16 protein-coding genes and 1 CRISPR repeat array are annotated in these 22,479 nt (G+C 56.4%); of the genes, 12 read left to right on the top strand and 4 right to left on the bottom strand.

Features of this window, described 5'->3' with window-relative positions; all coding sequences use genetic code 11:
- Position 1 precedes the first annotated feature (1 nt).
- The gene (gene cas2e, locus SOJ49_RS11005) at positions 2 to 307 is read left to right on the top strand and encodes a type I-E CRISPR-associated endoribonuclease Cas2e (RefSeq protein WP_369854553.1); all 306 of its coding nucleotides are present in this window, start codon (positions 2 to 4) and stop codon (positions 305 to 307) included.
- A 93-nt stretch (positions 308 to 400) separates the two neighbouring features.
- A CRISPR array of direct repeats spans positions 401 to 7,754; the repeat unit is 23 nt; unit sequence GCGTTCCCCGCGTAGCCGGGGAT.
- A gap of 235 nt (positions 7,755 to 7,989) precedes the next feature.
- Here cas2e and SOJ49_RS11000 read toward each other — a convergent pair.
- Genes SOJ49_RS11000 through selD form a run of 3 tightly spaced genes read right to left on the bottom strand, consistent with a single transcriptional unit; the run spans position 7,990 to position 11,457 of the window.
- The gene (locus SOJ49_RS11000) at positions 7,990 to 9,195 is read right to left on the bottom strand and encodes an MFS transporter (RefSeq protein WP_369854552.1); all 1,206 of its coding nucleotides are present in this window, start codon (positions 9,193 to 9,195) and stop codon (positions 7,990 to 7,992) included.
- 4 nt (positions 9,196 to 9,199) lie between these two features.
- The gene (gene mnmH / locus SOJ49_RS10995) at positions 9,200 to 10,381 is read right to left on the bottom strand and encodes a tRNA 2-selenouridine(34) synthase MnmH (protein WP_369854551.1); all 1,182 of its coding nucleotides are present in this window, start codon (positions 10,379 to 10,381) and stop codon (positions 9,200 to 9,202) included.
- On the bottom strand, positions 10,378 to 11,457 hold the full coding sequence (gene selD / locus SOJ49_RS10990; RefSeq protein WP_369854550.1) for a selenide, water dikinase SelD: 1,080 nt from the start codon (positions 11,455 to 11,457) through the stop codon (positions 10,378 to 10,380). Before selD ends, mnmH begins: the two co-directional genes overlap by 4 nt.
- A gap of 228 nt (positions 11,458 to 11,685) precedes the next feature.
- On the opposite strand from selD, the gene SOJ49_RS10985 reads away from it, so the two are divergent.
- The 11 genes from SOJ49_RS10985 to SOJ49_RS10935 all read left to right on the top strand — a co-directional run bounded on the left by SOJ49_RS10985 (position 11,686) and on the right by SOJ49_RS10935 (position 21,724).
- On the top strand, positions 11,686 to 12,063 hold the full coding sequence (locus SOJ49_RS10985; RefSeq protein WP_369858061.1) for a metalloregulator ArsR/SmtB family transcription factor: 378 nt from the start codon (positions 11,686 to 11,688) through the stop codon (positions 12,061 to 12,063).
- A 26-nt stretch (positions 12,064 to 12,089) separates the two neighbouring features.
- A complete protein-coding gene (locus tag SOJ49_RS10980) occupies positions 12,090 to 12,557 on the top strand; it encodes an arsenate reductase ArsC (RefSeq protein WP_369854549.1) in 468 nt (155 codons plus the stop codon).
- Between the two features lie 8 nt (positions 12,558 to 12,565).
- Positions 12,566 to 13,585 (top strand): ACR3 family arsenite efflux transporter, encoded by a 1,020-nt coding sequence (gene arsB / locus SOJ49_RS10975; RefSeq protein ID WP_369854548.1) that lies wholly within the window; start codon positions 12,566 to 12,568, stop codon positions 13,583 to 13,585.
- A gap of 34 nt (positions 13,586 to 13,619) precedes the next feature.
- Entirely contained in the window at positions 13,620 to 14,330 is a 711-nt protein-coding gene (gene arsH, locus SOJ49_RS10970; RefSeq protein WP_369854547.1) for an arsenical resistance protein ArsH, read from the top strand.
- A 242-nt stretch (positions 14,331 to 14,572) separates the two neighbouring features.
- The gene (locus tag SOJ49_RS10965) at positions 14,573 to 15,328 is read left to right on the top strand and encodes a DUF599 domain-containing protein (protein WP_369854546.1); all 756 of its coding nucleotides are present in this window, start codon (positions 14,573 to 14,575) and stop codon (positions 15,326 to 15,328) included.
- 55 nt (positions 15,329 to 15,383) lie between these two features.
- A complete protein-coding gene (locus SOJ49_RS10960) occupies positions 15,384 to 15,860 on the top strand; it encodes an FKBP-type peptidyl-prolyl cis-trans isomerase (protein ID WP_369854545.1) in 477 nt (158 codons plus the stop codon).
- Between the two features lie 136 nt (positions 15,861 to 15,996).
- On the top strand, positions 15,997 to 17,097 hold the full coding sequence (gene zapE, locus SOJ49_RS10955; protein ID WP_369854544.1) for a cell division protein ZapE: 1,101 nt from the start codon (positions 15,997 to 15,999) through the stop codon (positions 17,095 to 17,097).
- A gap of 145 nt (positions 17,098 to 17,242) precedes the next feature.
- Positions 17,243 to 18,328, top strand: coding sequence for an AraC family transcriptional regulator (locus SOJ49_RS10950; RefSeq protein WP_369854543.1), 1,086 nt, complete (start codon positions 17,243 to 17,245; stop codon positions 18,326 to 18,328).
- 136 nt (positions 18,329 to 18,464) lie between these two features.
- Positions 18,465 to 19,847, top strand: coding sequence for a type III glutamate--ammonia ligase (glnT, locus tag SOJ49_RS10945; RefSeq protein WP_369854542.1), 1,383 nt, complete (start codon positions 18,465 to 18,467; stop codon positions 19,845 to 19,847).
- A gap of 107 nt (positions 19,848 to 19,954) precedes the next feature.
- The gene (locus tag SOJ49_RS10940; protein ID WP_369854541.1) at positions 19,955 to 20,806 is read left to right on the top strand and encodes a phytanoyl-CoA dioxygenase family protein; all 852 of its coding nucleotides are present in this window, start codon (positions 19,955 to 19,957) and stop codon (positions 20,804 to 20,806) included.
- A gap of 189 nt (positions 20,807 to 20,995) precedes the next feature.
- On the top strand, positions 20,996 to 21,724 hold the full coding sequence (locus SOJ49_RS10935; protein WP_369854540.1) for a type 1 glutamine amidotransferase: 729 nt from the start codon (positions 20,996 to 20,998) through the stop codon (positions 21,722 to 21,724).
- A gap of 58 nt (positions 21,725 to 21,782) precedes the next feature.
- On the opposite strand, the gene SOJ49_RS10930 is transcribed toward SOJ49_RS10935, so the two are convergent.
- Complete coding sequence (locus tag SOJ49_RS10930; RefSeq protein ID WP_369854539.1) at positions 21,783 to 22,412, bottom strand: VUT family protein; 630 nt, start codon at positions 22,410 to 22,412, stop codon at positions 21,783 to 21,785.
- Positions 22,413 to 22,479: the final 67 nt, after the last annotated feature.

The raw sequence follows: 22,479 nt of genomic DNA, 5'->3' as shown, positions 1-22,479 counted from the left end.
CATGAGCATGATAGTGGTTGTTACAGAAGCCGTACCGCCACGACTGCGCGGACGACTGGCGGTATGGCTGTTAGAAATCCGGGCAGGCGTTTACGTTGGCGATGTATCGCGGCGAATACGTGAAATGATCTGGCAACAAGTGGATGTACTCGCCGAAGACGGCAACGTCGTGATGGCCTGGGCAACCAATACTGAATCAGGCTTCGACTTTATTACCTATGGTCAAAATCGTCGTATGCCCATTGACGTTGATGGACTCCGACTGGTGCGTTTTCTACCCGATGAATCCGATTCAAAAGACGTATGAATGAAGTGCTGAAACGTTCTTTAACAACATCAATTTTTTGGTAGATTTTGAAGGCATAAATTTCCTTTTTAAAATCAACCATGTACATTTAGAGCGTTCCCCGCGTAGCCGGGGATAAACCGGATTCGATACCTCTGTTTCGCTTGACTGAGAAGCGTTCCCCGCGTAGCCGGGGATAAACCGTTGACGCGGCCATGTTGTGCGCGGGCCAGCGTGCGTTCCCCGCGTAGCCGGGGATAAACCGCCGCCACCGACGACAAGAAAGACCAGGACATAGCGTTCCCCGCGTAGCCGGGGATAAACCGCGATGACGTTGATCTTTTAAACGTCAAACCAAGCGTTCCCCGCGTAGCCGGGGATAAACCGCACGCCCGCAGCCAATGGGTGAAGGCTCAGAAGCGTTCCCCGCGTAGCCGGGGATAAACCGGGCTTGTGGGAAGTTACCGCTCCGACCAAAAAGCGTTCCCCGCGTAGCCGGGGATAAACCGCAGAATCTTGCAGAAGTGATGGAGACCGAAACGCGTTCCCCGCGTAGCCGGGGATAAACCGGCTCGGCCAGATTCCCGCTTTTATCCCGAAAAGCGTTCCCCGCGTAGCCGGGGATAAACCGGAACATTGCAAAATAATAATATTCAGCCATAAGCGTTCCCCGCGTAGCCGGGGATAAACCGGCATCAACTGTCTCTGTATTGTCAGTATCTGGGCGTTCCCCGCGTAGCCGGGGATAAACCGAACATAATCTATGTGTTTAGATTTTATGCGGCGCGTTCCCCGCGTAGCCGGGGATAAACCGCCAACGAGCTGAAGCTCAAATCCGACAAAAAAGCGTTCCCCGCGTAGCCGGGGATAAACCGGGGTGGCCGCACAGGTTGTCACGACTGTGTGACGCGTTCCCCGCGTAGCCGGGGATAAACCGTCGACCCATCAATGGTCGGCCACGGCACGGCGGCGTTCCCCGCGTAGCCGGGGATAAACCGAATACATCAACTCGGAATATCTTGAGCTGATGGCGTTCCCCGCGTAGCCGGGGATAAACCGATGTATTTGGCGTACCGGTTGATTTTGGTACAGCGTTCCCCGCGTAGCCGGGGATAAACCGTAATGCTGTCAGCGGCAGAGCCCAGAACATATGCGTTCCCCGCGTAGCCGGGGATAAACCGCCTGGCGCTCCGCAGATCAAGCCATCCAGCCAGCGTTCCCCGCGTAGCCGGGGATAAACCGACCTGCCACATTTTGAGTTGTCCGCCAAATAGGCGTTCCCCGCGTAGCCGGGGATAAACCGTACAACATGGCTTGGAATAGCTGGCGCAATGGGCGTTCCCCGCGTAGCCGGGGATAAACCGCTAAAGAGGTTCTACAAACTCCGACAAACTCCGCGTTCCCCGCGTAGCCGGGGATAAACCGCATTCCTATCCTTTCGGCTCCCGATACTGGCGGCGTTCCCCGCGTAGCCGGGGATAAACCGCGTGGCGTGCCTGATCTAGTGGCTACCGACGAGCGTTCCCCGCGTAGCCGGGGATAAACCGTTTTAATGTTGCGGCTGGCCATGTTATGACGACGCGTTCCCCGCGTAGCCGGGGATAAACCGCGCACCAACGAACGCGGCCCTGTTGCCACTTGGCGTTCCCCGCGTAGCCGGGGATAAACCGTTGATTAATCTTGATCGGTATCCGGCAGGTGCGCGTTCCCCGCGTAGCCGGGGATAAACCGCGGGCAAATTATTTAGCTCTGGCTGGAAGCAAGCGTTCCCCGCGTAGCCGGGGATAAACCGAATTATCCGTGTGAGGTGCAAGTGGAATTTGTGCGTTCCCCGCGTAGCCGGGGATAAACCGGAATGGTTAACCGGTTCTGTAGGTGTTCAGTAGCGTTCCCCGCGTAGCCGGGGATAAACCGCCGATACAGTGCATCGGCTGGAATTCCGGATTGCGTTCCCCGCGTAGCCGGGGATAAACCGCGTGGCGTCTATCGGGTGTTATATCGGGATCTGCGTTCCCCGCGTAGCCGGGGATAAACCGCATGTCTGAATATCTCGCTTATCCCATGTATTGCGTTCCCCGCGTAGCCGGGGATAAACCGCCATGAATTGAGCCGTTTTCGAACTCCCGAATGCGTTCCCCGCGTAGCCGGGGATAAACCGGTTCGTACAGTGTTCATGCACTGCCAACACCGGCGTTCCCCGCGTAGCCGGGGATAAACCGTCACGGTGGCGATAGGCGTACTCGACAACCGCGCGTTCCCCGCGTAGCCGGGGATAAACCGCACTCCTTCTGATGATACTCATTCTGATGGTTGCGTTCCCCGCGTAGCCGGGGATAAACCGTTTGATTTGCAAGGCTATGCAAATAGTTCGGCGCGTTCCCCGCGTAGCCGGGGATAAACCGTTCAACGATTCTGCTGCCAAGTGCGAACAGAAGCGTTCCCCGCGTAGCCGGGGATAAACCGCGCCGACGCGCTGGTGTTGTTTGATGCAGGCAGCGTTCCCCGCGTAGCCGGGGATAAACCGATGTATTTGGCGTACCGGTTGATTTTGGTACAGCGTTCCCCGCGTAGCCGGGGATAAACCGTGGGTCGTTAAAGCTGCTCAGCGCCACCTCAAGCGTTCCCCGCGTAGCCGGGGATAAACCGTTTAAACTTTCATTTCAAGCCATACGCCACGCGCGTTCCCCGCGTAGCCGGGGATAAACCGGCAGTAAATTACGCCATCGACAACCAACTGCGGCGTTCCCCGCGTAGCCGGGGATAAACCGTTTAAACTTTCATTTCAAGCCATACGCCACGCGCGTTCCCCGCGTAGCCGGGGATAAACCGGCAGTAAATTACGCCATCGACAACCAACTGCGGCGTTCCCCGCGTAGCCGGGGATAAACCGCTGCTTAACGATGTCATCCACGGTTTCATCAAGCGTTCCCCGCGTAGCCGGGGATAAACCGCCGTAGGGTTATGCAGACGCCTTCGCCTTTTTGCGTTCCCCGCGTAGCCGGGGATAAACCGATTCGTCTCGCAGTGGTAGCCAATTCGGGCGCGCGTTCCCCGCGTAGCCGGGGATAAACCGCGAATATTCCTGGGCAAAATGCCGGATCTCGGGCGTTCCCCGCGTAGCCGGGGATAAACCGCCCGAACCCACGTCGATGTGAACACCGTCTGGGCGTTCCCCGCGTAGCCGGGGATAAACCGATGTTAGCTAATAAACGTCCAGATTAGCGGAGGCGTTCCCCGCGTAGCCGGGGATAAACCGGTTATCGCGCTGGATGCTAGCCAGTTGATCACGCGTTCCCCGCGTAGCCGGGGATAAACCGCGCGCAATGGCGAGATCTGGGGCCATCTTGACGCGTTCCCCGCGTAGCCGGGGATAAACCGCCAAACTTTGGTTTCTGCTACGTCTGAGAGTTGCGTTCCCCGCGTAGCCGGGGATAAACCGTGATAGCCATCTGGGTCAGGTCGCGATCGCCAGCGTTCCCCGCGTAGCCGGGGATAAACCGACACAGCGGCGGCCGCAATCGCCGCCGTAGTAGTGTTCCCCGCGTAGCCGGGGATAAACCGCCGGGAAAATATCACCCAGCCTGAGAACGCTTGTGTTCCCCGCGTAGCCGGGGATAAACCGGCGACGCCACGGTTGTCCTCAATACAGCGTCAGTGTTCCCCGCGTAGCCGGGGATAAACCGATCCGCGCATCGAAGCGGACGAGCTGCTGTTTGTGTTCCCCGCGTAGCCGGGGATAAACCGATCTGATTCAGCTAACAGGCTGCCATCAACGGGTGTTCCCCGCGTAGCCGGGGATAAACCGTAAAACGCCTGTTCTTCCTCAAAATATTCGTTGTGTTCCCCGCGTAGCCGGGGATAAACCGCACCGATGCAATATCTGTATCGTCATTCTCGTGTGTTCCCCGCGTAGCCGGGGATAAACCGGGAGGCGCCTATTTGATCGACATGCTGCGCGAGTGTTCCCCGCGTAGCCGGGGATAAACCGGTCAGGAGTATATTGATAGTGAGGTATCTAAAGTGTTCCCCGCGTAGCCGGGGATAAACCGCCCGCTGACGGGCCACAGATACACACTGGAAGGTGTTCCCCGCGTAGCCGGGGATAAACCGATCTTCTCGACAAGGCACTGACGCCCAACAGCGTGTTCCCCGCGTAGCCGGGGATAAACCGAACCAGAGCTGAAACCGGCATTGCTGGCTGAAGTGTTCCCCGCGTAGCCGGGGATAAACCGTTTGGCGAACAGGCACGGGATCGCTACGTTGAGTGTTCCCCGCGTAGCCGGGGATAAACCGTCCGACAAGCTCTCGTTCCATGAGTCCCAATGGTGTTCCCCGCGTAGCCGGGGATAAACCGCATATTCAGCCGTTGTTTCAATACTGCCTGAAGTGTTCCCCGCGTAGCCGGGGATAAACCGGGCTGCATGTGCTTGCCCTGCTCCCTTCTCTGGTGTTCCCCGCGTAGCCGGGGATAAACCGGTCTCACGGATGTACCGATCTCGGGCAGCAATGTGTTCCCCGCGTAGCCGGGGATAAACCGCCTGGGCAGTCACATTCGGCCTGGCTGAGTACGCGTTCCCCGCGTAGCCGGGGATAAACCGGGAGTAGGTCATGGATGAATCAATCATAGAATGCGTTCCCCGCGTAGCCGGGGATAAACCGTCATTCCGCCGTGCTGGTCTGAGCTTTACCCAGCGTTCCCCGCGTAGCCGGGGATAAACCGATCGCAACACCCCCATGCAAGACGCCGAAATCGCGTTCCCCGCGTAGCCGGGGATAAACCGCGGGCAATATCAGGATTGCCTGTTGTGGTGGAGCGTTCCCCGCGTAGCCGGGGATAAACCGGATAATTCAGCTCATCTGGATTCAAGTATTCAGCGTTCCCCGCGTAGCCGGGGATAAACCGGTGGTGCGCCGCACCATGATTGGTCTGGCGTTGCGTTCCCCGCGTAGCCGGGGATAAACCGCCGTTCAGGTGCCGGGTTTTCCGGATACCGGTGCGTTCCCCGCGTAGCCGGGGATAAACCGGCCTGCGCATTGCGTTTGGGTCGGCGCTGCTGCGCGTTCCCCGCGTAGCCGGGGATAAACCGTCCAAGAGCTATTCAACCAGGCCCGCCAAGCGGCGTTCCCCGCGTAGCCGGGGATAAACCGCCGACGGCCTGACAACCGAGCAGTACGACGCCGCGTTCCCCGCGTAGCCGGGGATAAACCGAGACTCGGATTTCTGAGCTGCTTCGAGATTTAGCGTTCCCCGCGTAGCCGGGGATAAACCGTCGAACCGCATTCAGCCCGGCGACATTGATGGGCGTTCCCCGCGTAGCCGGGGATAAACCGGCATCCGCGATTTCGGCGCCGTTGTGTCGTAAGCGTTCCCCGCGTAGCCGGGGATAAACCGTTATACGAATCAGACGCTAATGATCAATATCAGCGTTCCCCGCGTAGCCGGGGATAAACCGGTTCGCCAAACCGTCACACTCGATCAACCCACGCGTTCCCCGCGTAGCCGGGGATAAACCGAGCTGGCAGCTCTGACAATGCTGGGCATTTTGGCGTTCCCCGCGTAGCCGGGGATAAACCGCTAAAAATACCGCTGGCTGGTAGTGAGCTGATGCGTTCCCCGCGTAGCCGGGGATAAACCGTCTGCCCAGGTTAAATGCCACCTCGGCAAACCGCGTTCCCCGCGTAGCCGGGGATAAACCGCATTTTTTACACAGCAGGCCAGCGACGCCGGTGCGTTCCCCGCGTAGCCGGGGATAAACCGTCCAGCAACTGGCCGATCACAGCGATATTCATGCGTTCCCCGCGTAGCCGGGGATAAACCGTTGTTCCATGATTCTATCTCCTTATGCGTATTGCGTTCCCCGCGTAGCCGGGGATAAACCGGAGCCGATATGGCCAAGGTAGCAAAGAAAGTCGCGTTCCCCGCGTAGCCGGGGATAAACCGAACAGTATCGACACTCTGTTTTTCAAATTCCGGCGTTCCCCGCGTAGCCGGGGATAAACCGGTTAGCGAAAATATATCTGAAGATGCTATCCCGCATTCCCCGCGTAGCCGGGGATAAACCGTCATCTGATCTGTTTGGTTGTTTTGCTTGCTCGCGTTCCCCGCGTAGCCGGGGATAAACCGTCGTTCCTGGCCGGTGTCGGCAATGCCCAAAAGCGTTCCCCGCGTAGCCGGGGATAAACCGGCCAAACGCAACGATTGGCGATTTTTTGGCGTGCGTTCCCCGCGTAGCCGGGGATAAACCGTCGCTGGGCATCACCACGCTGGCCAAATCCTACGCGTTCCCCGCGTAGCCGGGGATAAACCGATGAGGTGCTTAGTTATCTGCCTCACTCTGATGCGTTCCCCGCGTAGCCGGGGATAAACCGGAGGTCGGTTATGCAGTATCTCGTTTGCTCGTGCGTTCCCCGCGTAGCCGGGGATAAACCGCATTCTTGGCTTTGTTGATCATGGAATATATGGCGTTCCCCGCGTAGCCGGGGATAAACCGTGCCCGAAATTTCTGAACTGCCCGCCGTGCCTGCGTTCCCCGCGTAGCCGGGGATAAACCGCACATTGACGGATTAACAAATGATGAAATTGAGCGTTCCCCGCGTAGCCGGGGGTAAGCCGTGGTTTATGTGGTTCGTTGGTAGGTGGTGGTGGCGTTCCCCGCGTAGCCGGGGATAAACCGCGCTGTCTCTGGCAGAGCCAAACTGGTTAACGCGCGTTCCCCGCGTAGCCGGGGATAAACCGCTGGAGGTGGAGTGACCGCCATTTTTGTATCCGCGTTCCCCGCGTAGCCGGGGATAAACCGCCATGCGCTGCGGCTGGGTGTGGCAAATTAGTGCGTTCCCCGCGTAGCCGGGGATAAACCGACGACGCGCGTTCGCTGATGACCAACGACCGAGCGTTCCCCGCGTAGCCGGGGATAAACCTCACAGATCTGGTATTACAGCCACTGACCCTGAGCGTTCCCCGCGTAGCCGGGGATAAACCGATGGCCATATCAGCGCGCTGGCGGTGACCGTTGCGTTCCCCGCGTAGCCGGGGATAAACCGGCAATCAGGACGCTGGCACAGAACTGAGCATGGCGTTCCCCGCGTAGCCGGGGATAAACCGAAACCGGCGCACACGTCTCTGGCCACAACTACGCGTTCCCCGCGTAGCCGGGGATAAACCGCCAGTTTTCTTGCTGGCATCTTCACCGAACATGCGTTCCCTGCGTAGCCGGGGATAAACCGCACAACATTAGTAACAACAGTTCTACCGGATTGCGTTCCCCGCGTAGCTGGGGATAAACCGATCTGGCCGGTGTGGCGGGCTTACCGGGCACTGCGTTCCCCGCGTAGCCGGGGATAAACCGCGCCATTGGCGGGCTGAATAACGGCGAACTGGGCGTTCCCCGCGTAGCCGGGGATAAACCGCACGTCGTAGACAATCTGCCACACTTGCTGGAGCGTTCCCCGCGTAGCCGGGGATTAACCGAATCAATGATTAGTAGATGTGGCTCCAGTGCATATTGAATTGTGCTGTGATTTGACTTGGTGAGGCTTTCCTCTACTGCAAGCCTTTGTTTTTTGAGCGGGTAATTTTCAGTTATCGATATGGCATTAGGCCGCAATAACTTGTACCGGCAGTTGGGTGCACTCGGTTTATTTGGTCGCACGGAGAATAAACCGAGTGATGGTCATCGATAGTTTTGTAGCCACTAATTCTGGCGTCAGAGTAAAGGTTTTTGGCTGTTTTTTTGCCACCAGGGCAGAGCCACAAGTAACAGCAGGGTAACGGCGATCACGGGGAAGGTGATCAGGTTGAGTTCGTACCAGCCGTAGAGGTTGAATTGTCTGCCTGCGCCCAGGGAGGCTGCGGCGACGGTACCAAATACCAGTAGGTCGTTGAGGGCTTGTACCTTGGATTTTTCCGAGGGTTGGTAGGTGTGGGTGAGCAGGGTGGTGGCGCCAATAAAACCGAAGTTCCAGCCCAGTCCGAGCAGGATCAGTGATCCCCAGAAGTGTATCACTTCCATCCCGGACATGGCGGTAACGGCGGAGGTAAACAGTAGCATCAGTCCTAGCGCGGTGATCCAGCGCGCACCGAAGCGGGCGATCAGTTTGCCGGTGAAAAAACTCGGGCCAAACATGGCGAGGATGTGCCATTGAATGCCGAGGGTGGCATCTCCGGCGCTGTGGCCTTGGTGCACCATGGCGATGGGTGCGGCGGTCATGATGAAGGACATCAGGGCGTATGAGACGGTGCCTGCGAGGGCGGCGGTGATAAATCCGGGGCTTTTGGCGATCTGCCACAAGGGGCGGGCGTCGCCGTTAATATCGGCTTCATGAGATGGGGGCAGTTTGAGTGATAGCAGGATGGGGATGGCGAGCAGTGCCAGTATGGCCTGGCCAATAAAGCTGCCCGCAAAGGGGGCTGATGCCCAGGTATTTTGCGTCCAGTACACGGTTTGTGGGCCAATCACGGCGGCGGCCAGTCCACCTAGCATGATCAGGGAGATGGCGTTGGGTTTGTGGCTGGCGGGTACCAGATCGGAAGCAGCAAAACGGTAGTTTTGCACGCAGGCACCATAAAATCCGGCCAACCCGAGGGCGGCGCAAAACAGCCAGAAGGAGGCGTTGACGATGGCGGTGGTTGCCAGCAGTGCGGCCAGTACGCAGAGCAGGGTGCCGGTGAGGTAGGCGATTTTGCGTCCGGCATTTTTCATCAGCAGGGAGACTGGAATCATGGACACCGCGACACCGATGCCATACAGGCTGACCGGGAGTGTTGCCAGTGCGGGGTCGGGTGTCAGTGTCTGGCCGACCAGTCCGCCGATGGAAAGGATGATCGGCGCGGAGGAGCCGCCTAGCGCTTGGGCTGAGAACAGTTTGCCGAGGTTGCGTTGTGTGGAGCGATCCAGCGCTGCAAGCGACATGTGGTTATCCAGGTTGGGAGGGTGAAATATCAGCGGGACTTGGTTGTGCTCCGTGCTCTGTACGGCTGAGGAATTCTTTTACTTCGGTGCGGTTGCCTTGAAAGATAACCCGTTCCATTTTTTTACTCAGCTGGTATTCGTACATGGGGTCGTAGTAGTCGCGCAGTAGCACGGTAATCCAGCCTCTGTGGCCGTCGGGGTTGCCGTGACGGTGCGCGCTGAGGGCATTTTCCATCTCATTGGCCACTTCGGCGTAGCGCACGCCTCCCAGGCGTTTTTTCACCCGTTTGAGTGATTCAGTCAGGTCGTTGGCGAAAGCATCAAAGGCGGGTTCTTCATCCTCATCAGTCATTTGTTGTTGCCATTCCGCCAGTTTGGTGAGGATGTAGTTGTGAAAGGTGTGTTCAACCCGTTCTTCGAGGCTGGTGTCGAGCACCACGACCGGGCTGCGCTCCATGGCGTTGCGGAACAGGTGTGGCAAGGCGCAACGGCCAATCAGCATGCTTTCGTCTTCCAATACCAGGTGTTGGCCGGATTGAACGCTGTTGCTGTGTTCGGCTTTGAGCATGGCGACGGCGAGGGCGTTTTCGAAGTTGAGCTGGCTGGGCTGGCCGGAGGGGCGGCGACCAAAACTGGAGCCGAGGTGGTTGGCCAGGCCTTCGAGGTCGACGCTGTTGGGGAGCTGGTTGAGCAGGCCGGTTTTGTTGCAGCCGGTGGTGCCTGCCAGGATGATCATCGGCAATTCGGCGCACTGGCGCTCGAACTCTGCCAGTATCCAGCTGCGCATGGCCTTGTAGCCGCCCGTGATACGGGGGTAGTCGGTGCCGTCTTCATGCATCCATTGCTGACAAATCTGGCTGCGCAGACCGCCACGCCAGCAGTACAGATAGCCTTGCGGGTGCTGCTGGGCGAAGTTGACCCAGGCTTGCACTCGTTGCTGTTTTATCTCTCCCTGTACCAGCTGGTGACCCAGTCGAATGGCTTCTTCCTGCCCTTGTTGCTTGTAGCAGGTGCCGACCTGTTCACGCTCGCTGTTGGTCATTAACGGCAGGCTGACGCTGGTCGGGAAGGCACCTTTTTCAAATTCAACCGGGGCACGGGTGTCGATCATGGGGATGTCGTTGAGGAAAATATCCAGGAACTCTCGGGCATCCGGGCGTGTTGGCTGGCTCTGGTCAGCGCTCATAACCATCCTCCGCTGACCCAATCTCCCTGGACAGCGACGAAGGGAGTATCCGGGTTGTCTGTAGACCGGGCCGACAGTGCGCCAATGGGCTGGTGATGGACATTGGCTTGCTTTAGTACAGCTTCCAGTCGGGCTGCCTGTTCCGGGGCGACGGCGATCAACAGGCCACCACTGGTTTGCGGGTCGCACAACAGATCTTTGATGGTGTGAGGCATGTCGGCCAGTTTGTGGCCGTAGCTGTCCTGGTTGCGGCCGGTGCCGCCGGGAATACAGCCTTGGGCCAGATACTCTCGGGCTTCGCTGATGACCGGCACCTTGCTGACGTCGATGACAGCCGTGACGCCACTGCCTTCACACACTTCCAGCAAATGACCCATCAATCCAAAGCCAGTGACGTCGGTGATCGCGTGCACGCCTTCCAGTGGCGCTACCTCGGCACCGACACGGTTCATCTGGCACATGATGTCGCGGGCCAGATGGGTATGTTGGGGCAGCAGTTTTTTCTGTTTCTGGGCGGTGGTCAGAATGCCGATACCCAACGGTTTGGTCAGGTAAAGAATGTCGCCCGCCTGGGCCTGATTGTTCTGTTTGAGGTTTTTGCGGCTGGTCAGGCCGGTGACGGCCAAACCGAAAATCGGCTCCGGTGCGTCAATGCTGTGGCCTCCGGCGAGGGGAATACCGGCATCGGCACAGGCCTGGCGGCCACCATCAATGACCTGTTGGGCGACTTCGGCAGCCAGGGTGTTAATGGGCCAGCCGAGAATGGCTATTGCCATCAGTGGCTTGCCACCCATGGCGTAGATGTCGCTGATGGCGTTGGTGGCGGCGATGCGGCCAAAGTCAAACGCATCGTCGACGATGGGCATAAAAAAGTCGGTGGTACTCAATACGACCTGGTCATTGCCGATGTCGTAGGCGGCGGCGTCGTCTTTACTGCTGTTGCCCACCAACAGGTTGGGAAAATCGGGCAGCTGCAGTTGGGAGAGCAGAATGGTGTCCAGCACTTTGGGCGAAATCTTGCAGCCGCACCCGGCTCCGTGACTGTATTCGGTAAGGCGGATAGGGGTGTTTGTCATGGTGGTCACTCCGGCGTGCAGGTGCAAAAAACGGGCGGAAATAATACGAGGTTGTGGGCAGGTTGTCAGCGTGGTCTTTTTCGTACGCATGTTTTGGTTTGTATATATGCAAAATCATATATATGATTTTGCATATATTTTGAGGCCAAGTGGTTTGCCTGTGGATTGGCAAGACGCTTGTCTCGTGGATTGTCTCATGGATTGTTTCGTGGATTGGAGAGTCGCTTGATGGTTGCCGTTTTTCCTCCGGTTGAGTTGTTTAAGTTGCTGGCCGACCCGACCCGGTTTGCGGCGCTGATGCTGATTGTTAACCACAAGGAATTGTGTGTCTGCGAATTGACCGAAGCGTTGGCGTTGAGCCAGCCCAAGGTCTCACGGCATCTGGCGCTACTACGCACCAGTGGCCTGCTGGTTGGCGAAAAGCGTGGCCAGTGGGTGTATTACCGGCTGCAACCGATGCTGGATGCGGCTGCCAACGCCGTATTGGAGCAGGTTGCACAGCTTTATGCGCACGACCTTGCCGAGTGTGAAGCGCGCCTGCAAGTCTGCATTCCGACTGAGCAAGCACCCGGCTGCTGCGCGCCACGGCCAGGTGCACAATTCTGATCCCATTTTTTTTAGCTGGAGCCACTATGAAACTCTTGTTTGTCTGCACCCATAATCGTTGTCGCAGTATTGTCGCCGAGGCAGTTGCCCGTGCCGTGCTGGATGATCGTTTCGAGGTGCGCAGTGCCGGTAGCCAGCCTGCCGGTGAGGTGTATCCGGGGACGTTGGTGGCGCTACAGCGTCATGGCATATCGGCCACCGGGCTGATGAGTCAGTCGTGGGATGCGTTTGAATTGTTTGCCCCGGATTATGTGATTACGGTGTGCGACAGTGCGGCGAGTGAAGCCTGCCCACTCTGGATCGGTGCTGGCAGCAAGGTGCATTGGGGCCTCGCTGATCCGTCCAAAATAGCCGATGCAGCGGCGCAGTCCGAGGCATTTGATCAGTTGATTGATACCTTGAAACAGCGGTTTGCTCAGGTGAATGCGCTGGAGATGACGATGTCGGCCGCTGTAATACAGACGCAATTACAGTCTCTGGCGACGGAGTTTTAGGCGGCCTTATGGGAATTTTTGAGCGGTTTTTATCGGTTTGGGTGGCTACTGCCATTGTGGCAGGAATGGCTTTGGGCCTGTTGGTGCCGGAGGTGTTTACCGCTATTGCGGCCGCCGAAGTGGCGCGGGTCAATCTGGTGGTTGCGGTGCTGATCTGGTTGATGATCTATCCGATGATGATCCAGATCGATCTGGGTGCCATCCGCGACGTCGGTCGCAAGCCCAAAGGGTTGCTGCTGACGCTGGTGATTAACTGGTTGATCAAGCCGTTCTCCATGGCATTACTTGGCTGGCTGTTTTTCCGGGTGTTTTTTGCCAGCTGGGTTGATCCTCAAACCGCGAGTGAATACATCGCCGGGATGATCTTGCTGGGCGTTGCCCCCTGTACTGCGATGGTGTTTGTCTGGAGCCAACTGACCAAGGGCGACCCCAACTACACACTGGTGCAGGTGTCGGTGAATGATCTGATTATGGTATTTGCCTTTGCACCGATTACCGGTTTTTTACTGGGTGTGACCGACATCCAGGTACCCTGGAATACGCTGATGCTGTCGGTCGGTCTGTATGTGGTGTTACCGCTGCTGGCGGGCTATCTCACCCGTAAGGTATTGACGGTGGATGGCTCGGCTGAGGCACTGAATCGCTTTGTTGATGCTATCAAGCCCTGGTCAATCGTAGGTTTGATCACCACCGTGGTGATTCTGTTTGGCTTGCAGGCCAATACCATTGTTGCCCGGCCGCTGGATATCCTGTTGATTGCGATTCCGCTGACGATCCAGACCTACGGTATTTTTGCGATCGCCTACTGGGCCGCACTGCGGTTGAAGCTGGCCCATAACATTGCTGCTCCGGCCTGCATGATTGGCACCAGCAACTTTTTTGAACTGGCGGTGGCGGTGGCGATTTCGTTGTTCGGCTTGCATTCAGGAGCGGCGCTGGCAACGGTCGTCGGGGTGTTGGTGGAAGTGCCGGTGATGCTATCGCTGGTGGCGTTTGCCAATCGCACCCGACACTGGTTTCCAGCGTGATTCAAGTGGTTTTCAAAAGCATAAGGTAACGCCCGTGAGTTGTTCTGATCTGCCTAATATTGAAGAAACCCTGTTCCATGTACCGACAGCAGAAGCGGTATTTCGGCGGCCGTTTTCGAGCCATCGGCCGCGTATCTTGTTGTTGTATGGTTCAGTACGGCAACGCTCGTTCAGTCGTCTGTTAACGCAAGAAGCGGCGCGGTTACTGGAAGCAATGGGGGCTGAAACCCGGATTTTTAACCCGTCCGGCTTGCCATTGCCCGATGATACCGGTGCCGACCACCTCAAAGTGGCTGAGCTGCGAGAGCTGGTCAGCTGGAGCGAGGGCATGGTGTGGTCTTCGCCGGAACGTCACGGCGCCATGACCGGTATTATGAAAGCCCAAATCGACTGGATTCCGCTGTCGATCGGCTCGGTTCGGCCAACCCAGGGCAAAACTCTGGCGGTGATGCAGGTCAGCGGTGGCTCGCAGTCATTTAATGCCGTCAATCAGATGCGGGTGCTCGGACGCTGGATGCGGATGCTGACCATTCCGAATCAGTCATCGGTAGCCAAAGCCTGGCGGGAATTCGACGACAACGACCGGATGAAGCCGTCGAGTTATTACGACCGGGTCGTCGATGTCATGGAAGAGCTGGTGCGATTCACTTACTTGGTACGGGATCGCAGTGATTACCTGGTGGATCGTTACTCTGAGCGCAAGGAAACCGCCGCCGAGTTACATGCCCGCCTGGCGAGTGACTGAATCAGGGTAACGAGTCTGGGTTAATGGTTTCAGGTGAATGGCTTGGGGCAAAGAGTCAAGACCGCCGTTAGCCTGTTCTGAATCAACAGTGTCGTGATATATCCAGCTGGATGGCTTCCGAAGACTTTGTTTGAATACACACACTGCTTCACGCTGCAGTGGTTATATGACTTTGGCGTTGAATTCAGGCAGTAAGAAGCACTTTATTAACATTAAAATCACACTCAGACATCGAGGATACTTTGCAAAACAACCCTGAGGACGTCATCAGCTTGATGAACTGGGCCGCCCTGGCCTGGTTTCTGTTCTGCTGGATTGCCTATGGTCGCTTCGCCAGATACATGGCCAAGCACACCGCATCGTTATCATCAGTGATGCACGTGCACCGGATTAACTGGATGCGGCGCTTGCTGATGCGTGAAATCCGGGTAGGGGATGCGGCCTTGCTCGCCAACGTCGAGCGTAACGTCAATTTTTTTGCCTCTTCCTGTGTGCTGGTATTGGCTGGTTTATTGACTGCGCTGTCGGCTATTAACGAAATCCAGAATATGTTGCTGAACATCTCATTTGTTACGCCCGACAGTATCCTGGCGATGGAGCTGAAAGTGGGGGTGATGATCAGTGTGTTTATCTATGCCTTTTTTACCTTTACCTGGTCCATGCGTCAGTTCGGGTTTGCATCTGTATTGATTGGTGCCGCGCCATTTCCCGATGACAAAACCGTTACGGCTGCTGAACGTCGCAGTTTTGCCATCTACGCTGCCAAGGTGATCGATCAGGCCGGTCACAGTTACAATAACGGCTTGCGGGCATTTTATTTCTCGCTGGCGTTGCTGTTGTGGTTCGTGAATATTTGGCTGTTTCTGGCCGGTGCCGCCGCTGTGGTGGGGATTCTGTACCAACGGGAATTTTTATCCAGCTCACTGAAAGCGCTGAAAATGGTCGAAAACGTCGGCGAAAAACTCACTCGTGATGACAAGGAGTTGTCGAACTACTGATTCCTGCGCCCGAGTCGCTTATGATTCGGGCCGAATTCATGATTGGGTAGAATACATGCTGGAAATACTTCTGGTTGCCGTGATCGCCGGTTTGTTGGGTTATGCCTTGCGTCGTGCCGGTGTCGGCAGCAAAGGTGCCGCTGAAAATATCACTCTGGGGACGGCGTTTCTGACTAAAAACGGTGCCGAAGACGGTGTGGTGACGACGGCATCGGGTTTGCAATACAAGGTGTTGAAGCCAGGCAATGGCGAGCAACACCCGGTCGCCACGAGCAAGGTGACGGTTCATTACCATGGCACGCTGTTAAATGGCAAAGTATTCGACAGCTCGGTCGAACGTGGAGAAGCCATCAGCTTTCGTCTGAATCAGGTGATTGCGGGCTGGACCGAAGGCGTTCAGCTGATGACCGTCGGGCAGAAAAACATCTTCTATATTCCTTCAGCGCTGGGTTACGGCAAACAACGGGCCGGTCGAATTGAGCCGGGTAGCTTGTTGATTTTTGAAGTGGAACTGCTCGGAATCGACGATTAGGCTGCCAGCGGCGGTTAGCGGTTAGCGGTTAGCGGTTAGCGGCTGTTGTTTCAAGTTAACCGCTGGATTAATCAAACCCGAGTGTCTGTTCTTTCTACTTTCTTTGCTTGGCTGTATTTTTTAACCGATCCCTTTGATGACGATGCCTCATTCCCTGCTAGCCTGGTTTAGCGACCGCAAGATTCAACTCGATGTTGGCCAGCAGCGTGCCGCCGAGGCGCTGGAACAGCTGCAACAGCAGGCTGTGCACGGCAAGCGTAACCTGTCTTTTATTCGTCGCCAGCGGCTGGTCGGTGCCTATTTATGGGGCGAGCCGGGACGCGGTAAAACCCTGTTGATGGATGCGTTGTTTCAGCAGTTTCCACTGGCGGCCAAGCGTATCCACTATCATGCGTTTCTGCGGGATTTGCACCGGGGTATGGCGAATAGTGGCGGCAAGAATGACTATCTGGTGACACTGGCACACCAGGTTGCCAGCCAGTGCCGCCTGTTTTGTCTGGATGAATTTCATTTGCACGATATTGCCGATGTGATTCTGCTGGAACGCTTTCTTGCCGTATTGATCAAGCAGCGTGTGGTCATCGTGCTTACGTCCAACTATCCCCCTCAAGAGTTGTTACCGGATCCGGATTTGCACCATCGGGCGCTGGGTGCCATCGCCATGATTGAAAAACACTTACGGGTGTTGCATCTCGACCACGACCAGGATTATCGCTATCGCGAGGCCGCGTTGGTGCCAAATTATATCAACCTCTTGGACCAGGCGGCGGATGACTGGCTGCTGAATCGTCTGGCAGAGTGGGGGCATGCACTGCGGCTGAATGACGCCGAATCCGCTACTGTGCCATTGCGTGGCCGAGGGTTGCCAGTACGAGCGTTAGATGAATCCTGTGTCTGGTTCGATATGGCGGCGATTTGTGAAGGCCCGCGTTCGCATCTGGATTATCTGGAGCTGGCGGAGCGCTGGTCGACGGTGGTGATTAGCGATATCCAGACGCGGCATTTGTGGCGGGCGGATACCTTGCGGCGTTTTATCTGGCTGGTGGATGTCCTCTACGAACACAAACATAAGCTGCTGCTCAGTTCTGAGCGACCGATCCAGGAGATGCTTGCGGATCCAGCGCTGGCAGCGGATACCTTGCGCTCGCTGAGTCGTTTGATGGAAATGCAGTCTCCGTCATTCCAGTCCGGGATTCGGCAGCGGGCGGCGGCGGGGTTGCTCGAACCGCAGGATTGATTGCTACGAGCCTCGGGTTTTCGACTGCCAGCGGGTTATCGACTGCCAGTTATTGTTCAGTTGTTGTTGGCTCTCACTGTCTGGTGTGGCTTGGTGTGTTTGTTGCTTAAACCCCAGGAATATTTTATTCCTGGGGTTTAAGCATATGTCTATCCACACGCGGGGATTATCCACCGGCTTGTTGTCCAGTGTGCTGGGTTCCGTGACGGTTGGGCTGGAAGAATTTATCGAAGTCCAGGGTGCCAACAGTGCGGCGGTGTTGGCTCGGGCCGGATTACGACAAGGGCTTTACCAACAACCCAACCGTCATATCCCACTCAAGTTTTACTGCAACTCCATGCACGAAGCGGCGCGGGCGACTGGTAATGAGCACTTCGGGCTGTGGTTTGGGGAGCAGTTTCGTCCAGAAGGCTTGGGGTTGTTTGGCTACTACGCCATTACCTCGCCCGATGTTCGCTCGGCCATTGCCGGTATGGAACGCTACTTCCATGTTTTTCAGCGCAATAGTCTGCTGCAGTGTCATCGCTCCGGCATGGATAGGGGCATGGCTGACGGCATCGTCGAACTGGAATACCGGCTGTTGGATGGTGATATACCGGATCGCCGTCAGGATGCCGAGCTGACCATCGGCATGCTCAATAATGTACTGAAACGGGGCATGGGTCTGGGCTGGACACCGGTTGAGGTGCACTTCCAGCATCCGGCGCTGGTGGATGCAACACCGCACCGGGATGCCTTTCATTGCGACGTCCGCTTTGGCCAGCCGCGTAATGTGATCCGTTTCCGCCAGTCCTGTCTGGATCAGCCCATGCCCGATGCTAACCCGATGCTGAATAATATCTCCCTTGGCTCCATTCTCGATCTCGAAGGTCGGGCAGCGCTGCAGGCGGATCCCGGCTTGTCGCTGGTACAACGGCTGCGCAGTGAGGTGATCGAGCGCTTGCCTCATGGCGATGCCACACTGGAAGACATGGCACGGCGGCTCAACCGTTCTTCGCGTAGCCTGCAGCGCCAGCTGGCAGAGCAGGGCTGTTCGTTCAAATCAGTACTGGATAGTGTGCGTGAAGATCTGGCGGAGTATTACCTCAACTACGATCGCCTGAGTGTTTCTGAAGTGGCTTATCGGCTCGGCTATTCCGAAGTCAGTGCCTTTACCCGTGCCTTTGTGCGCTGGAAACATATCAATCCGAGCGAGTGGCGCGGTCAATCACAACCGCTAAGCCATCAATAATTTATTCTGAGGTATAGGCTGTTTGCCCGTTAGCCGGTGAATGGCGGCTAATGTCAACACCGCGGTTTTAACGGTCAACGCTATGCCGGCCGGATTTTGACAGACTGGTTTCATCAAGAACACAGAGGATGAAAGCATGTCTGCGACGACCCCAACGATCAGCACTGTATGGCAATGCCCGCAAGACAATGCGCTAGAAGCGGCGCAGCAGTTTCTGGCGGCGCATGGTGTGCAATTTATTCTTGCCCAGTTTGTGGATGTCCACGGCGGCATCAAAAGCAAGTCGGTACCAGTGCAGTGCTTGCCAGGGCTGACGACCGACGGTGCCGGGTTTGCCGGTGGTGCCATTCTCGGCTTCGATATGTCACCACAAGATCCTGAATTCATGATGGTGGCCGACCTCAACACGCTGGCCTTGATGCCCTGGATGCCGGGCTACGCCTGCATTCGTGGTGTCGGTATGGTGGGTGATCAGCCTTGTGAGATGGACCCCCGTAACGTCTTGCTGAAACAGGCAGAACGGTTGTCGAAGCGCGGACTGCGATTGATGACCGGACTGGAGCCGGAATTTTACCTGTTGAAGCAGGATGATGATGGCCATATCTCGCCGTTTGACAGTACCGATACGCTGGAGCGTCCGACCTACGATTACCGTGGCCTGACCCGTAATGCCGGATTTATCGAAGGCTTGTACGGCGCGCTGACCAAGGTTGGTCTGGAGGTGTATCAAATTGATCATGAAGACGCCAACGGCCAGTTTGAAATCAACTTCAAATACGATGAAGCGGTGAAATCGGCCGACAACATGCAGTTCTTCAAAATGGCAGCGAAAGAGATTGCCAACAACGAAGGTGCTATCTGCAGTTTTATTCCCAAACTCAGTGCTACAACCACTGGCAACGGCATGCACGTGCATTGTTCGCTGGTGAATGAGGCTGGTGATAATGTTTTTCACGATGCCTCTGACCCTTCTGGTATGGGCTTGTCGCGTACGGCCTACCAGTTTATTGCCGGGGTGATGGCCCATGCCGAAGCGCTGGCCGCCTTGCTGTGTCCTTCGGTGAACTCTTACAAACGGCTGATTACCGGCACACCGACGGCCCCCAGCTGGGCGCCGGTCTTTATTGCCTACGGCGACAATAACCGCTCCGCCATGGTGCGTATTCCCTATGGTCGTATCGAAGTTCGTATCGGTGACAGCAGCATGAATCCCTACCTGGCGACCGCTGCCATCATCGCGGCCGGTCTGGACGGCATTGACCGGGAACTGACGCCTCCTGAACCGCAATCACTGAATTTTTATGACCTGACCCTGCAGCAGGTGAGTGAGCTGGGTGTTGATCGCTTACCGGAAAACCTCGATCTGGCACTGACGGCATTGGAGCAAGACAGCTTGCTGGCAGAAGCACTGGGGGAACGCCTGATTACCAGCTTCCTCAAGCTGAAGCGACAGGAATGGCAGGATTACCACCGTTCCGTGTCTGAGTGGGAGCTGCAGCGTTACCTGACTTTTTACTGAGCGGATTCAGCGGGGAATTCCCGTAAACCATCAATCCCATTGACTGATACCACTGAATGATAAACGGCTGCCTCGGCCTTGATGCCGGGCAGTCGCTGGAGCACACCATGATTGAACTGACTCAAGAGCAGATAGCACAATTTCGCCAGGATGGTTTTTTGATCGTCGACAAGCTGGTCGAGACCGAAGACGCCGATGCCATTCTCAGCCGTTACGCGCCGATTTTTGAACAAGGGCTTTATGAGACAGGCATCAAACCTGACGAAGTGAATTTACCCACCGGAACACCGCCGTACACCCAACAGATTTGTAATGCCTGGAAGTCGGATCTGACCGTCGCCCGTCAGGTGTTGTCCGAAAATATGGGCCGCTTGTGTGCCCAGCTGGGAGGCTGGAGTGGATCACGACTGATGATTGATAACCTGCTATGGAAACCGGTAGAGGGTCGTTCGATCGGATTTCACCAAGACAGCATGTATTCACTCTGGATCGACAAGCCCGAGCTGGTCAGTTGCTGGCTGGCGCTGGATGACACCACCGCCGAAGGCGGCACTCTGGTGTACATCAAAGGCTCGCACCAGTGGGGTGAAGCCAAACCGATCATGCAGTTCCATGGCCCGGAAGATGATCTGAAAGAAGTGCGCGAATGGGCAGAAACCCATGGTCTCGAACTGGAGCTGGTGCCGGTTGTGGTGCCCAAGGGAGGCTGTGCCTTCCACGATGGCTGGACCTGGCACGGCTCACGGGTGAATCGTGCCGATGTCCCACGACGGGCGCTGGCCATGCATTTTTTCCAGTCCGATATCCAGTTTAATCCAGACAAAATGACAGTCGGAAACGGCCCTATTTACGGTAAATACAAAAAGTTTGGCTCTAACGAAGTGGATGAAAGCTACTTCCCGATTACCTGGCGGAAGGACGGCTATCGCACGCCAGGGCTGGACGATTACCTGGCCTGAGACAGCTCCGGGCAAGTTTTTTGGTGCTTCGTCAGCCCCCCAAGGGCAGCCAACCCGCACTTTTTTGGCGAAGCACTTTTTTTATTCAAAAATGAGCGTTCAGCGTTGGTATTTGACGTTGGTATTTGACGTGGATGTTCAGTTGGGATGTTTAAAGCGAGTGTTTACAACACAAGAGGAGTCGTTCGCGTGAAAATTGCAGCCATTATGGCCGGTGGGATGGATGGCGAGGTGGAATCAGGCCGTATTGGCGAAACCGTCGTTACTCGTGGTGGCACCTTGCAGTGGTTTTATCGCCGTCTGGGTGATGGCGTGCCCGCGAGCACGAACGGCTTTGATGCACTGATTGTCTTTGGTGGCGAGCAAAGCGTTCATGATCCGGAACTGAAACCCTATTTTGATGGCCTGGGGACGTGTATTCGTCGCTTTCATCAGCAAGGTAAACCGGTGCTGGGGTCTTGTCTGGGCTGTCAGGCGATTGCCTATGCGTTTGGTGCCGAGGTGAAGCCGCAGGGATTTCTTGAGTACGGTTTTACCCGTCTGAGTCTCTCTGCGGCAGCTCGTACGGATCTTTTGTTGCAAGGACTGGACGAGCAGCCGCTGCTGTTTGAAATGCACTCCGATACCTTCGACTTACCGGACGGGGCTGTGGCCTTGATGAGTGGCGATCAGGTGCCCAATCAGGCGTTCCGCATGGGAACAACCACCTGGGCATTCCAGTGCCACTTTGAAGTGACGCCTCATATCGTCGACATCTGGAACCGGCGCGAACTGATTGGCAATCCGGAGAAAAATCAGGACGATGTGAATCGTATGATCCAACAGACACAACAGGATTTTGAACAGTATCAGCAAGCCCAGACACTGTTTGCCCGCACCTTGATGAATCGCTGGCTGGATCAGGTTGAGGCTGGTTAATTGCTGTTGCTCCGCCAAATACCGGCTTGCTGGTAGAGCGACAGGCCAGTAATCCATGTTAGGGATGCGGGGGAGTATCTGGGGCGACAGCCGTTTTTTGTTCATGCGCTCTCACCATGGCACTGACCACTGCAGCTCCCAGCAGTTTGCCGAACACTGACATAATCCAGTTCGGCAAGGTCAGGAATCCGGCACCGAACAGAAACACCGTGGTATCCAGCGGCGCGGCAAACAAGCTGGACAGCATAACCCGTGTCGACAAGCGGAAGCGGGTAAAGGTAAACAGTACCCAATCCAGCAACTCGGCAATGGCAAATGCCGCCGCCGAGGCGATGGCAATGGACGGGTTGGCGTAATAAAACGACCAGGCAACACCAATCGCCATGGCGATCAGAACCCGGTGCTGCATCTCTTGCTGGGCAAAATCCCGCACCACCAGTACCAGGCCGGTGACTACCGTGACAGGGTTAAAACCAAACTCGGGGGCAAAGGGTAGTTGCCAGTTGGGCGCCCAGCCAAAACTCCAGTTGACAAACGGAATTAGCGCCACATAAATCAGGCTCCATTGCCGTCCGCCCAGCTTTATCAGCAGTACAATCGTCGCCAGGTAGCCAACCAGTACCGGCATCAGGTGGTCGGCATGACGATAAGCTACGATGGCAATTAGCTCGTCGAGCAGTGTGTCCATGGTCATTCCAGCAGGATATTTTGCTTATTGTTGGTGAAGCGTGTTGTGCAAACAAGCACAGTCGCAA

This window comes from Candidatus Thalassolituus haligoni (assembly GCF_041222825.1).
In the GTDB taxonomy this organism is placed as follows: domain Bacteria; phylum Pseudomonadota; class Gammaproteobacteria; order Pseudomonadales; family Oceanobacteraceae; genus Oceanobacter; species Oceanobacter antarcticus.
The sequence above is the reverse complement of the archived record's forward strand: the minus strand, read 5'-3'. Positions and strand labels throughout refer to the sequence as shown.

Excerpts from the sequence above, each read along its gene's own strand:
- cas2e (WP_369854553.1), top strand. The coding sequence starts at position 2 with ATGAGCATGATAGTGGTTGTTACAGAAGCCGTACCGCCACGACTGCGC.
- SOJ49_RS11000 (WP_369854552.1), bottom strand. The coding sequence starts at position 9,195 with ATGTCGCTTGCAGCGCTGGATCGCTCCACACAACGCAACCTCGGCAAA.
- mnmH (WP_369854551.1), bottom strand. The coding sequence starts at position 10,381 with ATGAGCGCTGACCAGAGCCAGCCAACACGCCCGGATGCCCGAGAGTTC.
- selD (WP_369854550.1), bottom strand. The coding sequence starts at position 11,457 with ATGACAAACACCCCTATCCGCCTTACCGAATACAGTCACGGAGCCGGG.
- SOJ49_RS10985 (WP_369858061.1), top strand. The coding sequence starts at position 11,686 with ATGGTTGCCGTTTTTCCTCCGGTTGAGTTGTTTAAGTTGCTGGCCGAC.
- SOJ49_RS10980 (WP_369854549.1), top strand. The coding sequence starts at position 12,090 with ATGAAACTCTTGTTTGTCTGCACCCATAATCGTTGTCGCAGTATTGTC.
- arsB (WP_369854548.1), top strand. The coding sequence starts at position 12,566 with ATGGGAATTTTTGAGCGGTTTTTATCGGTTTGGGTGGCTACTGCCATT.
- SOJ49_RS10960 (WP_369854545.1), top strand. The coding sequence starts at position 15,384 with ATGCTGGAAATACTTCTGGTTGCCGTGATCGCCGGTTTGTTGGGTTAT.
- zapE (WP_369854544.1), top strand. The coding sequence starts at position 15,997 with ATGACGATGCCTCATTCCCTGCTAGCCTGGTTTAGCGACCGCAAGATT.
- SOJ49_RS10950 (WP_369854543.1), top strand. The coding sequence starts at position 17,243 with ATGTCTATCCACACGCGGGGATTATCCACCGGCTTGTTGTCCAGTGTG.
- glnT (WP_369854542.1), top strand. The coding sequence starts at position 18,465 with ATGTCTGCGACGACCCCAACGATCAGCACTGTATGGCAATGCCCGCAA.
- SOJ49_RS10940 (WP_369854541.1), top strand. The coding sequence starts at position 19,955 with ATGATTGAACTGACTCAAGAGCAGATAGCACAATTTCGCCAGGATGGT.
- SOJ49_RS10930 (WP_369854539.1), bottom strand. The coding sequence starts at position 22,412 with ATGGACACACTGCTCGACGAGCTAATTGCCATCGTAGCTTATCGTCAT.